Source organism: Streptomyces sp. NPDC048171, assembly GCF_043202655.1.
Classification (GTDB): Bacteria; Actinomycetota; Actinomycetes; order Streptomycetales; family Streptomycetaceae; genus Streptomyces.
Genome location: NZ_JBIDAU010000001.1, coordinates 639917 through 653878, shown reverse-complemented (window position 1 = coordinate 653878; position 13962 = coordinate 639917). Strand labels below are relative to the sequence as shown.

11 protein-coding genes are annotated in these 13962 nt (G+C 73.9%); 4 read left to right on the top strand and 7 right to left on the bottom strand.

What is annotated here, in order from left to right; genetic code table 11:
- Positions 1-18: 18 nt before the first annotated feature.
- The 5 genes from ACGF3J_RS02860 to ACGF3J_RS02840 form a co-directional block, all read right to left on the bottom strand.
- Complete coding sequence (locus ACGF3J_RS02860; protein ID WP_161327222.1) at positions 19-1236, bottom strand: RNA polymerase sigma factor; 1218 nt, start codon at positions 1234-1236, stop codon at positions 19-21.
- A gap of 122 nt (positions 1237-1358) precedes the next feature.
- Positions 1359-3284, bottom strand: coding sequence for a DNA primase (gene dnaG, locus ACGF3J_RS02855; protein WP_161327209.1), 1926 nt, complete (start codon positions 3282-3284; stop codon positions 1359-1361).
- Between the two features lie 163 nt (positions 3285-3447).
- Positions 3448-4713, bottom strand: coding sequence for an FAD-dependent oxidoreductase (locus tag ACGF3J_RS02850; RefSeq protein WP_161327208.1), 1266 nt, complete (start codon positions 4711-4713; stop codon positions 3448-3450).
- Between the two features lie 144 nt (positions 4714-4857).
- Positions 4858-6132, bottom strand: coding sequence for a deoxyguanosinetriphosphate triphosphohydrolase (locus ACGF3J_RS02845; RefSeq protein WP_161327207.1), 1275 nt, complete (start codon positions 6130-6132; stop codon positions 4858-4860).
- 122 nt (positions 6133-6254) lie between these two features.
- Entirely contained in the window at positions 6255-7034 is a 780-nt protein-coding gene (locus ACGF3J_RS02840; protein WP_161327206.1) for a sirohydrochlorin chelatase, read from the bottom strand.
- A gap of 163 nt (positions 7035-7197) precedes the next feature.
- Here ACGF3J_RS02840 and ACGF3J_RS02835 point away from each other — a divergent pair, with 163 nt between their 5' ends.
- Together ACGF3J_RS02835 and ACGF3J_RS02830 are read left to right on the top strand one after the other, a co-directional pair.
- Entirely contained in the window at positions 7198-7899 is a 702-nt protein-coding gene (locus ACGF3J_RS02835) for a vancomycin high temperature exclusion protein (RefSeq protein ID WP_161327205.1), read from the top strand.
- A 118-nt stretch (positions 7900-8017) separates the two neighbouring features.
- On the top strand, positions 8018-10105 hold the full coding sequence (locus ACGF3J_RS02830; RefSeq protein ID WP_161327204.1) for a molybdopterin oxidoreductase family protein: 2088 nt from the start codon (positions 8018-8020) through the stop codon (positions 10103-10105).
- Positions 10106-10127: 22 nt separating this feature from the next.
- On the opposite strand, the gene ACGF3J_RS02825 is transcribed toward ACGF3J_RS02830, so the two are convergent.
- The gene (locus ACGF3J_RS02825; RefSeq protein WP_161327203.1) at positions 10128-10547 is read right to left on the bottom strand and encodes a gamma-glutamylcyclotransferase family protein; all 420 of its coding nucleotides are present in this window, start codon (positions 10545-10547) and stop codon (positions 10128-10130) included.
- Between the two features lie 173 nt (positions 10548-10720).
- Here ACGF3J_RS02825 and ACGF3J_RS02820 point away from each other — a divergent pair, with 173 nt between their 5' ends.
- Positions 10721-12364: a M4 family metallopeptidase gene (locus ACGF3J_RS02820; RefSeq protein ID WP_161327202.1), complete on the top strand. Its 1644-nt coding sequence runs from the start codon at positions 10721-10723 to the stop codon at positions 12362-12364.
- 67 nt (positions 12365-12431) lie between these two features.
- Here the strand turns inward: ACGF3J_RS02820 and ACGF3J_RS02815 are convergent, their stop codons facing one another.
- Positions 12432-13019, bottom strand: a complete 588-nt coding sequence (locus ACGF3J_RS02815; protein ID WP_161327201.1) for an NADPH-dependent FMN reductase — start codon at positions 13017-13019, stop codon at positions 12432-12434.
- 293 nt (positions 13020-13312) lie between these two features.
- Here ACGF3J_RS02815 and ACGF3J_RS02810 point away from each other — a divergent pair, with 293 nt between their 5' ends.
- A complete protein-coding gene (locus tag ACGF3J_RS02810; protein WP_161327200.1) occupies positions 13313-13846 on the top strand; it encodes a hypothetical protein in 534 nt (177 codons plus the stop codon).
- Positions 13847-13962 lie beyond the last annotated feature (116 nt).

Below are 13962 nucleotides of genomic sequence, written 5' to 3'. Positions count from 1 at the left end.
CTGCCGCGGCGGTCCGGCTCAGTCCAGGTAGCCGCGGAGCTGGTCCGCGTACGCGTGGTCGCGGAGTTTGTTGAGGGTCTTGGACTCGATCTGGCGTATCCGCTCCCGGGTCACGCCGAAGATGCGGCCTATCTCCTCCAGCGTGCGGGGGCGGCCGTCGACCAGGCCGTAGCGGAGCTGGACGACCTTGCGCTCGCGCTCGCCGAGGGTGGAGAGGACCGCCTCCAGGTGCTGGCGCAGCAGCAGGAAGGCGGCCGACTCGACGGGGCTGGCGGCGTCGCCGTCCTCGATCAGGTCGCCGAGGGCGACGTCGTCCTCCTCGCCGACCGGGGCGTGCAGCGAAACCGGCTCCTGGGCGAGGCGCAGCACCTCGCCGACCCGCTCGGGGGCGAGGTCCAGGTGGTCGGCGACCTCCTGCGGCGTGGGCTCGTAGCCGCGTTCCTGGAGCATGCGGCGCTGGACGCGGACGACCCGGTTGATCAGCTCCACGACGTGGACCGGGACGCGGATGGTGCGGGCCTGGTCGGCCAGGGCGCGGGACATGGCCTGCCGGATCCACCAGGTGGCGTAGGTGGAGAACTTGTAGCCGCGGGCGTAGTCGAACTTCTCCACGGCCCGGATCAGCCCGAGGTTCCCCTCCTGCACCAGGTCGAGCATGGTCAGCCCGCGTCCGACGTACCGCTTCGCCACCGACACCACGAGCCGCAGGTTCGCCTCGATCAGGCGGCGCTTGGCGACCCGGCCCAGGACGACGATCCGGTCCAGGTCGAGGGCGAGGCTGCTGTCCAGGTCGGGGGTGAGGCGCAGCTTCTCCTCGGCGAACAGCCCGGCCTCCACGCGCCGCGCCAGGTCGACCTCCTCGGCCGCGCTGAGCAGCGGGATCCTCCCGATCTCGCGGAGGTACTGCCGGAACAGGTCGGAGGAGGGGCCACCGGACTCGGTACGGGTGGGCGGCGGCGGTTCGGCGGGCTCGGGCTCGGCGGGCTCCGGCTCGGCGGTCTCGTTCTCCGGGGGCATGGCCACGAGGACCCCGCGCTCGGCGTCCGGCTCCGCGCCGTCGGTACGTGCGTCGGTCTGGGTGAGGGTCTGGGTCTGCACGGGGGCGACCTCCAGGATGGACGCGGCCGGCGGGGGCCGGCGGCGGTACTTCGGGGGGCGGAGTCGGCTCGCTCGCCGCCGTCCGTCCCGTACGCCGTGAAACGGAACCGCGGGAACCGGGGACCCGCCGGAACGGATCGGCCACACTCCGAGGACTCAGGCACCGCCCCCAGTGTGGGGTACGACACATCACCGCCACGAGGGGCGTGCGGTGACTTTTTGCGTCCGGGGGGTGACCGCCTGGTTACCCGGGGTCGGGACTAGAGGGCGGCGGCGCCGTGGACGCGGAGGTTCTGGTCGTACTGCTGGAGGATCCAGAGTTCGTTCTGGACGGCCGCCAGTTCGGCCGGGTCGCCGTGGCCGGAGAGGCGGGTGAGGCGGCCGGTGATGTCGCGGATGCGGCGTTCGACGGCGCGGCGGCGGACCGTGACCAGTTGGGCGCCGGCGTAGACCTCGTCGACGTCCTTGACGCCGCGGTGCAGCATGATCGCCTCGACGGCGAGTTCGGTGACCATGGCGCGGACGGTGTCGTCCGGGGCCGCCTCGCGCACCCGGACCAGGTAGTCCTGCGGGTCCTGGACGCCGAACTCGGCGCCGCCCGCCTCAAGGATCGCCTCGCGCACGGCGGCGTAGGGCGGGGCGGTGAACTCGTCGACGCCGTACGCGTCGAAGGCCGGGGAGACCAGGTCCGGGCGCTGGAGGGCGAGCTTGAGCAGTTCGCGTTCGGTGGCGAAGACCGGGTTGCGGAGGTTGAGGGCCGGGCCGCGCGGGCCGGGGCGGGCGGGCGCGGACTGGTGCTGGGCGCCGCCGTGCTGCTGCCGGTCAGGGCCGGGAGCGCCCCTGCCGCCCCGGTCGCGGGCCCAGCGGGCCAGCTGGGCGATGCGCTTGACGACGAACTGGGTGTCCAGGATGCCGAGCATGCCGGCGAGCTGGACCGCGACCTCGTGCTGGGCGCCGCTGTTCTTGATGCGGGCGACGACCGGGGCGGCCTCGTCCAGCGCGGACGCGCGGCCGGCGGGGGTGTCCAGGTCGTAGCGGGAGACGATCTGGCGCAACGCGAACTCGAAGAGCGGGGTGCGCGGTTCGACCAGGTCGGCCACGGCGTCGTCGCCCTTGGCGAGGCGCAGGTCGCAGGGGTCCATGCCGTCGGGCGCGATGGCGATGTAGGTCTCGGCGGCGAACTTCTGGTCGTCCTCGAAGGCGCGCAGGGCGGCCTTCTGACCGGCCGCGTCGCCGTCGAAGGTGAAGATCACGCGGGCCGAGCCGTTGTCCATGAGGAGCCGGCGGAGGATCTTGATGTGGTCGCCGCCGAAGGCCGTGCCGCAGGTCGCGATGGCGGTGGTCACGCCGGCGAGGTGGCAGGCCATGACGTCCGTGTAGCCCTCGACGACGACCGCCCGGGACGCCTTCGCGATGTCCTTCTTCGCCAGGTCGATGCCGTAGAGGACCTGGGACTTCTTGTAGATCGCGGTCTCGGGGGTGTTCAGGTACTTCGGGCCGTTGTCCGCCTCGTAGAGCTTGCGGGCGCCGAAGCCGACGACGTCGCCGCCGATGTCGCGGATGGGCCACATCAGCCGGCCGCGGAACCGGTCGATGGGGCCGCGGCGGCCCTCCTGGGAGATGCCGGAGAGGACCAGCTCCTTGTCGCTGAAGCCCTTGCCCCGCAGGAAGCGGGTGAGGTGGTCCCAGCCCTGGGGGCTGTAGCCGACGCCGAAGTGCTGGGCGGCGGCCTGGTCGAAGCCGCGGTCGGCGAGGAAGGCGCGGCCGGTGTCCGCCTCGGGGCTGGTCGCCAGCTGCTCCGCGTACCACTGCGCGGCGATCTTGTGGGCCTCGACCAGGCGGATGCGCTCGCCGCGCTGGTGGGTGGGGTTGTACCCGCCCTCCTCGTAGCGCAGGGTGATGCCGGCCTGGCCGGCCAGGCGCTCGACCGCCTCGGAGAAGGTGAGGTGGTCGATCTTCATCACGAACGTGATGGTGTCGCCGCCCTCCTGGCAGCCGAAGCAGTGGAAGAACCCCTTGCTCGGACTGACCTGGAAGGACGGGGACTTCTCGTCGTGGAAGGGGCACAGCCCCTTCAGATTGCCGCCGCCCGCGTTGCGCAGCTGGAGGTACTCCGAGACGACGGCGTCGATCGGGACCGCGTCCCGTACCGCCTTCACGTCCTCGTCGTTGATCCGTCCTGCCACGCGTGAAGTCTACGGGTCGGCACCGACATGCTCCGGCACGGTGACCGGCGCCGGCTGCGGCCACGGCCCGCCGCGAAGCGGCTGCCGGACGTGAGGTCGGCGGGGCCCGGCCGGGGGTCCGGGGGTTGCCCCCAGGGAATCGCGGCCGGGGACGGTACGACAGCTAGGCGACGAGGCTTTCCAGCGATACGTGCGGGTTCGCCAGGGCCTCCGTGTCCACCCGGGCCTTCGAGCGGATCAGCTGCTGGATCGGCTCCGTGACGTCCCACACGTTGACGTTCATCCCGGCCAGCACGCGGCCCTCCTTCACCCAGAAGGCGATGAACTCGCGCTTCGCCGCGTCCCCGCGGATCACCACCTCGTCGTACGACCCCGCGGGCGCCCAGCCGGAGTACTCCATCCCCAGGTCGTACTGGTCGGTGAAGAAGTAGGGGACGCGGTCGTGCGCCGTGCCCTTGCCGAGCATCGCGCGGGCCGCCGCCGGGCCGCCGTTCAGCGCGTTGGCCCAGTGCTCCACGCGCAGGCTGGTGTCGAAGAGGGCGTGGTGGAAGGAGGCCACGTCGCCGGCCGCGTAGATGTCGGGGTCGGAGGTGCGCAGGTGCTCGTCGACGACGACGCCGCCGCCGTGCGCCCGGTCGGCGATCTCCAGCCCGGCCGCCTGCGCGAGCGCGGCGCGCGGGGCGGCGCCGATCGCGGCGAGCACGTCGTGCGCCGGGTGCTCCTCGCCGTCGTCGGTACGGGCGGCCAGCACCATGCCGTCCTGGCCGACGATCTCGGTCAGCTCCACGCCGAAGCGGAAGCGCACCCCGTGCGACTCGTGCAGCTCGGCGAAGACGGCGCCCAGCTCGGGGCCGAGGACGCCGTGCAGCGGGGTCGGGCCGGGCTCGACGACGGTGACCTCGGCCCCGTACTCGCGGGCCGCCGCCGCGACCTCCAGGCCGATCCAGCCGGCGCCGGCGATCACGAGGTGGCCGTTGTCCCGGCCGAGGGAGGCGAGGACGCCCTTGAGGCGCTCTGCGTGGGCGAGGCGGCGCAGGTGGTGGACGCCCGCGAGGTCGGTGCCGGGGACGTCGAGGCGGCGGGGCTCGGCGCCGGTCGCGAGGAGCAGCTTGTCGTAGCTGACGTGGGTGCCGTCGTCGCCGTAGTGGACGGTCTTGGCGGCGCGGTCGATCGCGACCACGGTCTGGCCGAGGTGCAGCTCGATGTCGTGGCTCGCGTACCAGGCGGGCTCGTGCACGAAGACGCTGTCGCGCTCCTCCTTGCCGAGGAGGTAGCCCTTGGACAGCGGGGGGCGCTCGTAAGGGTGGTCGCGTTCGTCGCAGATGAGGATCACCCGGCCGGTGAAGCCCTCCGTGCGGAGTGTCTCGGCCGCCTTCGCGCCCGCCAGGCCGCCTCCGACGATGACGAATGTCTGATCCGCGTCGACCACTTGTTTGCCTCCTCGTCAGGGTGCCGCCACATGCGAGCGTCCCGCACGTGGCGTGGTGCGGGAAGAGGAGCGACCCGATCAGGCCACGGAGCGTCCGGTTTCCGGAGCTTCGCGGTCCGTCGGGTCACGCCTGTCACACCAGTCTCATGGATGCCCCGTCAGCCGGGCGTGAAGCGAGCGGGCCGAGGCGTCGGTGAGGGAGGCGATCTGGTCGACGATCACCCGTTTGCGAGCCCGGTCGTCGGGGGCCGCGTCGAACAGGGCGCGGAACTGCGGATCGAGGCCGTCCGGGGCGCGGGCGGTGAGCGCCTCGGCCAGTTCGGCGACGACGATCCGCTGGTCGGCGCGGAGCGCCTCCTGTTCGGTGCGCTGCATGACGTACCGGACGGCGACCGCCTTGAGGACGGCGCACTCCAGCTGGGTCTCCCTCGGGACGACCAGCTCGGCGGTGTACCGGGTGAGCCGGCCGCCGCCGTACGCGGCCCGGGTGGCGGTCTCGGCGGCCAGGCAGAACCGGCCGATGAGCTGGCTGGTGGCGTCCTTCAGGCGGGCCTGGGCACCGGCCGTGCCGTCGTAGCCGTGCGGCCACCAGTCCTGGGCGAGGAGGCGGTCGAGGGCGGCGGCGAGTTCGGCGTGGTCGGTGCCGACGGGGACGTAGCGGCCGACGGCGGCCTCGAAGACGGCCTCGCGCTCGGGGTCGGCGAGCAGGCAGTTCGGGTCGATGTGGCCGGCGTGCAGGCCGTCCTCGACGTCGTGCACGGAGTACGCCACGTCGTCCGCCCAGTCCATGACCTGGGCCTCGAAGCAGGTTCGGGCGCCGGGGGCGTCCTTGCGGAGCCACTCGAAGACGGGCCGGTCGTCGTCGTAGACGCCGAACTTGCGCGAGGCCGGGTCGGTGGGGTGGGCGCCGCGGTGCCAGGGGTACTTGGTGGCGGCGTCGAGGGTGGCACGGGTGAGGTTGAGGCCGACGGAGCCGTCCTCGGTGAACCGCTTGGGCTCGATGCGGGTGAGGAGCCTGAGGGACTGGGCGTTGCCCTCGAAGCCGCCGCAGTCCTCGGCGAAGGTGTTGAGCGCCAGTTCGCCGTTGTGCCCGAAGGGCGGGTGGCCCAGGTCGTGGGAGAGGCAGGCGGCCTCCACGAGGTCGGGGTCGCAGCCGAGGGCGGCGCCGAGTTCGCGGCCGACCTGGGCGCACTCCAGGGAGTGGGTGAGGCGGGTGCGGGGGCTGGCGTCCCACATGGGGCTGCCCTCGCCCGGGGTGACGACCTGGGTCTTGCCGGCGAGGCGGCGCAGCGCGGCGGAGTGGAGGATGCGGGCGCGGTCGCGTTGGAAGGCTGTGCGGCCGGGGCGTTTGTCCGGCTCGGGGGCCCAGCGGGCGACTGACGTCGGGTCGTAGGGGGGTGGGGTGTCTGTGCCTTCCATGTGATGAACATTAAGCGGAAGGGATGACCGATGGAGCGCCTACCCGTGTGCCGGGGTGGGGTGGTGGGGCGAGTGCGGGCCCGTCGTGGCTGGTCGCGCAGTTCCCCGCGCCCCTGGGTCGGTCAGGTGCGCGCCGGCCGGTTCGCGCCCGGCGTCATGGCCGGTGCCGCCACCGCCTCGTCGTAGCGGCGCAGGAGCAGGCGGGCCATCGACGGGTGGGTGCCCAGGGGGGCGGACGCGATGCACGGGGCCGCCGCCGCGGTCTCCGTCGCGAAGCGGCCCGGGGCCGTGAAGCAGGCGGCGACGGCCACCCGGCGGTGGCCGCGGGCGGTCAGGGCGCGGACGGCCTCCGGGACCGTGGGGGACGCCGCCGAGGCGTAGGCGGGGAGGACCGGGACGCCGAGGCGGGCGGCGAGGAGGGACGCGGTGCGGGTCGTGTCCGTGCGGGAGTCGGGGGCGCGGGAGCCCGCGGCGGCGAGGACGACGGCGGCGTCCCTGGGGGCCCGGGTGGGCCAGCCGGCCTCCAGCAGGCGGGCGTGGAGGGCGTCCACGAGCAGGGGGTGCGGGCCGAGCGGGGCGGCCACGCGGGTGCGGGCCGGGGAGACCGCGGCCATCTCGGGGATGTCGCGCTTGACGTGGTGGCCGCGGCTGAGCAGGAGCGGGACGAGGACCGCGGGCCCGTCGCCGAGGGCGGCCAGCGTGTCGGGCAGCAGGGGTTCGTTCAGCTCGATGTGGCCGAGGTGCACCGGCAGGCCGGGGCGCAGGGCGCGGACCCGGTCGAGGAGGGCGCTCACGGTGCTCAGGGCGCGCGGGTCGCGGCTGCCGTGGGCGACGGCCACCAGGGCGGGTGCTCCGCCGGTGGCCCGCGTGCTCGTGCTGCCCGTCACTGTCATCACCGTCATGCACCGATCGTGGCCGGGTGACGTTGCCTTCCCGTTGCGTGGGCGTCACGACAATTTTCCGCCGGTTCACACGCCGCCGCCCACCGCGTGTGAGCGGCCGGCGAACCGGACGGCGCTCCGGTACGTCCCTGACGGCAGGAACCACCGGGGAGGGGACCGTCCGATGCGCCGCCCGACACTTCGCAGACCGCGCCTGCCGCGCACCCGCACGGGGCAGCGGCGGCTGATCCGGGCGGTGGTGGCGGCGTGCGTGCTGGCGCTGCTGCCCGCGACGTGGATGCGCCTGGTCACCGGCGACCGGCTGCGCACCACGGCCGACGTGCCGCGCACCGAGGTCGCCGTCGTCTTCGGCGCCGGGCTGTGGGAGGGCGAGCCGTCGCCGTACCTGGCGCACCGGCTGGACGCGGCGGCCGAGCTGTACCGCGCGGGGCGGATCGAGGTGGTGCTCGTCACCGGGGACAACAGCCGGGAGGAGTACGACGAGCCGGACGCCATGCGCGCCTACCTCGTGCGGCACGGCGTGCCCGACGGGCGCATCGTCAGCGACTACGCGGGCTTCGACACCTGGGACTCCTGCGTCCGCGCGAAGAAGATCTTCGGGGTGGACCGGGCCGTACTGATCAGCCAGGGCTTCCACATCCGGCGGGCGGTCGCGCTCTGCCAGGAGGCGGGGGTGACGTCGTACGGCGTGGGGGTGGACGAGCGCCACGACGTGACCTGGTACTACGGGGGTGCCCGGGAGGTCCTCGCGGCGGGCAAGGCGGCGCTGGACGCGGCGCTCGAGCCGGACCCGCGCTTCCTCGGGCCGAAGGAGCCGGGGGTGGCGCGGGCCCTGGCCGACGCCGGACGAGCCGAGGGCGGATGAGCCGCCGCCGGAGGGGCCGCCCCTCACCGTGGCCCGAGGGCGGCGGGGAGGTCGCCGTCCCGGCGGTGTAACAGAGCGCCGTCCGGCCGCGTAACACGGAAGCCGCAGGCTGGACGGCATGCAGAACACCGCCACGGCCACGCACTGCCCGTACTGCGCCCTGCAGTGCGGGATGAATCTGACGCCCGCCGCCGACGGGACCGTCGAGGTGAGCGAGCGCGCCGACTTCCCGGTGAACCGGGGCGCGCTGTGCGGCAAGGGGCGTACGGCGCCAAAGGTGCTCGCGTCGGGGGCGCGGCTGACCTCGCCGCTGGTGCGTTCCGACGGTGGTGCGCTGGTGCCGGCCGGCTGGGACGAGGCGCTGGACCGGATCGCCGGGAACCTGGCCCGCACCCGGGCGGAGCGCGGCGCGGACGCGGTGGGGGTGTTCGGCGGGGGCGGGCTGACCAACGAGAAGGCGTACACGCTGGGCAAGTTCGCCCGGGTGGTGCTGGGCACCTCGCAGATCGACTACAACGGCCGGTTCTGCATGTCGTCTGCGGCGGCGGCCGGGACGAAGGCGTTCGGGCTCGACCGGGGGCTGCCGTTCCCGCTGGAGGACATCCCGAAGACCGGCTGCGTGATTCTCGTGGGGTCGAACCCGGCGGAGACGATGCCGCCGTCCCTGCGGTACTTCACCGAGCTGCGGGAGAACGGCGGCACCCTGATCGTCGTCGACCCGCGCCGCACGAAGACCGCCGAGCAGGCCGACCTGCACCTGGCGCCGAGGCCCGGCACCGACCTGGCGCTGGCGCTGGGCATGCTGCACCTGGTGGTCGCCGAGGGGCGGGTGGACGAGCGGTACGTCGAGGAGCGCACGGCCGGCTGGGAGGAGGCGCGGGCGGCGGCGATGGCGCACTGGCCGGAGTACGTGGAGCGGATCACGGGGGTGTCCGTTCCGGAGCTGCGGGAGGCGGTGCGGCTGTTCTGCGCGCCGGAGGCGGCCATGGTGCTCACCGCGCGCGGGCCGGAGCAGCAGGCCAAGGGCACGGACACGGTGGGCGCGTGGATCAACCTGTGCCTGGCGACCGGGCGGGCCGGGCGGCCGCTGTCCGGGTACGGCTGTCTGACCGGGCAGGGCAACGGGCAGGGCGGGCGCGAACACGGGCAGAAGGCCGACCAGTTGCCGGGCTACCGCAAGCTGACGGACCCGGCGGCGCGGCGCCACGTGGCCGAGGTGTGGGGCGTGGACCCGGACTCGCTGCCCGGCCCTGGGCGCAGTGCGTACGAGTTGCTGGACGCGCTGGGGACGGACATCGGGTCGCTGCTGGTGATGGGGTCCAACCCGGTGGTGTCGGCGCCCCGGGCCGCGCACGTCGAGGGGCGGCTGCGGTCGCTGGACTTCCTGGCGGTGTGCGACGTGGTGCTCTCCGAGACGGCGGCGCTGGCGGACGTGGTGCTGCCGGTGACGCAGTGGGCCGAGGAGACGGGGACGACGACGAGTCTGGAGGGGCGGGTGCTGCTGCGGCGGCGTGCGATCACGCCGCCGGACGGGGTCCGCAGCGACCTGGAGGTGCTGCACGGCCTGGCCGGGCGGCTGGGTGTGGAGAAGGGGTTCCCGACCGGACCCGAGGAGGTCTTCGAGGAGCTGCGCCGGGCCAGCGCAGGCGGCCCGGCGGACTATTCGGGGATCGACTACCGGCGGCTCGCGGAGGAGAACGGCGTGTTCTGGCCGTGCCCGGCGCCGGCGGAGGACACTCCCCCGCACCCGGGGACCCCGCGTCTCTTCCTGGACCGCTTCGCCACCGACGACGGCCGGGCCAGGTTCGTGCCCGTCGCGCACCGGCCGAGCGCCGAGGAGCCGGACGACGCGTATCCGGTGCTGCTGACCACGGGGCGGGTCGTGGCGCAGTACCAGTCCGGGGCGCAGACCCGGCGGGTGGCCGAGCTGAACGCCGCCGCGCCCGGCCCGTTCGTGGAGCTGCACCCGCGGCTGGCGGCGCGGCTCGGGGCGGCGGAGGGGGACCCGCTGGCGGTGGTGTCCCGGCGGGGGCGGGCGGTGGCGCCGGCCCGGATCACCACCGGCATCCGGCCGGACACCGTGTTCATGCCCTTCCACTGGCCGGGCGAGGGCCGCGCCAACACCCTGACCAACCCGGCCCTCGACCCGACCTCGCGGATGCCGGAGTTCAAGGTGTGCGCGGTGCGGGTGGAGGTGGCGCGGTAGGCGACGGCCGGGCCCGCTGCCGTCATCGCACGGACCAGTTCCCGTCCGCGATCGGCCTGGCGGTGGCCCGCAGCCGGGCCGCGACCGCGGGGGCGGCGACGTACACCCAGGCCCGCAGGGTCGTCCCGTCGACGTCCCGTACGACGGTCCTGGCCACCCGGTCGTACAGGTTGCGCGGGTCGCCCGGCACGTACTCCTCCAGCCGGTCCAGTTCGGCGAGCAGCGCCTCGTACTCCCCGGGCAGCGCGGTGACGACCTCCCCGCGCACGCTCCCCCCGGGCGCCTCCACGGCGTAGGGGTAGCCGGGGCCCGGGTAGAGCAACGCTCCGTGCAGGCGGGCGGGTTCCTCGGCGCGGGTGCGTCCGCGCAGGAAGGCATCGTGATTCACGCCGCCGGGGCGCAGGGTCCCGTAGACGAAGAACGGCAGTCGCGTGGTGTCCACGACAGGTCATTCTCTCGCCTCATGCCCCTCATGATCTTCACCGGTGGGCTATGGACATGACATGCCGGGGGTCCCTTAAATCTGAGTCAACACCCCCGCACTCCCCACTCCCCCGCTCTCCCCACGCCTCCGCACCCCCACGCGCCCCGTAGCGCTCCTCCCCAAGGAGTCCGATGAGCCGAATACGGCACGTCCGAGGTTCCCGTCTCGCCACGGCCGGCATCGCCGCCGCCACCGCCGCGCTGCTCGGCACCGTCCTCTCCCCCACCTCCCGAGCCGACGACGGACCCACCTCCGCCGACGCCCTCGGACACGCGGCCGCCGTCCTCGCCGACCGGGCCGACGCCCTCGGCCTGACCGCGGCGCAGGACACCGAGGTCCGCGACGTCATCGTCGACGAGGACGGCACCCAGCACGTCCGCTACGACCGCACCTACCGCGAACTCCCCGTCCTGGGCGGCGACTTCGTCCTCCACCTCGCCCCCGACGGCGACTTCCGGGGCGCCGACCGCGCGACGGAGGCCCGGGTCTCCCTGCCGACCGTCACCCCGAAACTGTCGGCTCCCAAGGCCGCCGACCTGGCCGCGAACGCGCTGCGCGCCGCCAACCCGGGTGAGCTGCTGAAGAAGCTCACCGCCAAGCCGCAGTTGGTGGTCGACGCCCTGCACGGGACCCCGAAGCTGGCCTGGCGGACGAACGCGGCGGCGATGGACCCCGCCGGCAACCCGGTCGCGCGCACCGTGCTGACCGACGCCGGGACCGGCGCCCGCATCGACGCCTGGGACACCATCGAGACGGCCGCGGGCGACGGCGAGTCGCTGTACGGCGGCAGGGTTCCGCTGGAGACGACGTCCTCGGGGTCGTCGTACCAGCTCAAGGACCCGACGCGCGGCTCCACCTACACCGGTGACGCGGAGAACCAGACCGACCTGTGCCTCCTCGGCATCTGCCTGGTCCGGGCCCCCTCGACGCCGTTCACCGACGCCGACAACCACTGGGGCACGGGCAGCGGCGGCGACCGCGCCTCGGCCGCCGTGGACGCGCAGTACGGCACCGACGTCACGTGGGACTACTACAAGGACGTGCACGGGCGCAGCGGCATCGCGGGCGACGGCAAGGGGTCGTACAACCGGGTGCACTACGGCAACAAGTACAACAACGCCTTCTGGGACGACAGTTGCTTCTGCATGACGTACGGCGACGGTGACGGGAGCACCTTCGGGCCGCTGGTCTCACTGGACGTCGCCGGGCACGAGATGACGCACGGGGTGACCTCCTCGACGGCGGCGCTGACGTACTCGGGCGAGTCCGGCGGCCTCAACGAGGCGACCTCCGACATCTTCGGCACCCTGGTGGAGTGGCACGCGGGCAACTCGACCGACGCCGGGGACTACCTGATCGGCGAGAAGGTCGTCCGGGACGGGTTCGGCCGGGACGCCCTGCGCTACATGGACAAGCCCAGCAGGGACGGCAGTTCGGCCGACTGCTGGAGCACCGCGGTGGGCGACCTGGACGTCCACTACTCCTCCGGGATCGCCAACCACTTCGCCTACCTGCTGGCCGAGGGCAGCGGCGCGCGGACCGTGGGCGGGGTGCGCTACTCCTCCCCCACCTGCGACGGTTCCTCGGTCTCCGGGATCGGCCGGGACAAGCTCGGGGACGTCTGGTATCGGGCGCTGACGGTGTACATGACCTCGTCCACGGACTACGCGGGCGCCCGCACCGCCACCCTGAGCGCGGCCGGTGACCTGTACGGCACCGACAGCGCCGAGTACGCCGCGGTCGGCGCGGCGTGGAGCGCGGTGAGCGTGGGCTGAGCCCGCCGCGCACACGACGGGGCCGCCCCGGATTCCGCAACGGAACCCGGGGCGGCCCCGCGCGTTCTCAGATGTCGTCGTAGGGCCGCTTCTCCTTCGCCTCGCGCAGGGCGCGCCCCCACCACACCAGCTGGTCGAGCATCGTCTTCGCCGCGGCGTCCGGCCCCGACGGGTCCCTGAGCGCGCCCTCGTCGTCGAAGGACGCGCCCGCGTTGTGGAAGGAGACGGTGTCGCGGACGGTGACGGCGTGCAGTTCGGCGAAGACCTGGCGCAGGTGCTCCGCGGCGCGCAGGCCGCCGGCCAGGCCGCCGTACGAGACCAGGCCGACGGGCTTGGCCCGCCACTCGGTGAAGTGCCAGTCGATGACGTTCTTCAGGCCCGCCGGGAACGAGTGGTTGTACTCGGGCGTGAGCACGACGAACGCGTCGGCACCGGCGAGCCTGGGCGTGACCCCGGCCAGCGCGGCGGTCGCCTCCGGGGTCGGGGCGAACGACGTGGGGAGGTCGGCCTCGGCCACGTCGACCACCTCCGGGACGAGGTCGTCGTGGGCCCGGAGGTGGTCGAGGAGCCAGTCGGCGACGACCGGGCCGAAGCGGCCGTGGCGGTTGCTGCCGACAAGGAGGGTCACCCGCAGGGGGGCGGTCGTGGTGTCCATGCGGAACAGCCTGATACCTCGACCAAACTTGAGGTCAAGCAGTGGTGGCGGCGGGCCCGTTCGGCGGCGCCGGTCACCCGTTCACACCCGCGTCCCGCACCCTTCGGGATCTTTTCCGCCGCCCGCCCGGCACGCCCCCGTGACCTGCTGAAACGCAGTCACATCGACTCCCGTCCGGCGCACCGGCGACACCCGTTCATCCCAATCCGCGCCGCGCGCTCGGGGAGCGGGCCGGGTCCGCTGCCACTTTCCTCGGTAGGGCAGGGGCCACCGAAGAGCTCAAAGGAGCACCGATGCGACGTACCGCCCGCCTGCTGACCGGTACCGCGCTCGCCGTCGCGGCCGTCGGCCTCGCCTCCCCGGCGACCGTGTACGCCGGGGACGCCGCATCGACCGGCGGCCTGGAGGTGTACCCGTCCTCGGTCGTGCCGGGCGAGCGGGCCATGGTGACCACGGCGTGGTGCGGGGAGGGCGGTTCGGCGGCCGGTGACGCCAGCGCGGTCGGCGCCGGCACGTTCCCGCTGGCGCCGGGGACGGGCGACGGGGATACGGCCGGCCACTTCGAGGTGCCGCCGAGCGCGCAGCCGGGCACGTACGAGATCGTCGCGACCTGCGGGGACGACGAGCAGCGGGTGACGGGCGACCTGGTGGTGACGCTGACCGCGGCCGAGGCGCCGGTGTATCCGAGAGGAAGCGTGAAGACGGGGGTCGGCGGCGCTCTTGGCCCCGACCCCGTGCAGACCGCGGCCGGTGTGGCGGCTCTCGCCGTCGCCGCCGCGGGCGGTACCTGGCTCCTGCATCGCCGGGCGAGAGGCGACGGGATCTGACGGGCACCCTCCGCTGCCCGTCCGCCGGTACCGCACTTCCCCTCCCCCTCCGGGTCCGACGCCCCTCGCGGCCCGGAGGGGGCAGGGGAGACCACGAGCGCCCGTCTGGAGAGGGG

Excerpts from the sequence above, each read along its gene's own strand:
- ACGF3J_RS02845 (WP_161327207.1), bottom strand. The coding sequence starts at position 6,132 with ATGGAAGGCACAGACACCCCACCCCCCTACGACCCGACGTCAGTCGCC.
- ACGF3J_RS02840 (WP_161327206.1), bottom strand. The coding sequence starts at position 7,034 with ATGACGGTGATGACAGTGACGGGCAGCACGAGCACGCGGGCCACCGGC.
- ACGF3J_RS02835 (WP_161327205.1), top strand. The coding sequence starts at position 7,198 with ATGCGCCGCCCGACACTTCGCAGACCGCGCCTGCCGCGCACCCGCACG.
- ACGF3J_RS02830 (WP_161327204.1), top strand. The coding sequence starts at position 8,018 with ATGCAGAACACCGCCACGGCCACGCACTGCCCGTACTGCGCCCTGCAG.
- ACGF3J_RS02820 (WP_161327202.1), top strand. The coding sequence starts at position 10,721 with ATGAGCCGAATACGGCACGTCCGAGGTTCCCGTCTCGCCACGGCCGGC.
- ACGF3J_RS02815 (WP_161327201.1), bottom strand. The coding sequence starts at position 13,019 with ATGGACACCACGACCGCCCCCCTGCGGGTGACCCTCCTTGTCGGCAGC.
- ACGF3J_RS02810 (WP_161327200.1), top strand. The coding sequence starts at position 13,313 with ATGCGACGTACCGCCCGCCTGCTGACCGGTACCGCGCTCGCCGTCGCG.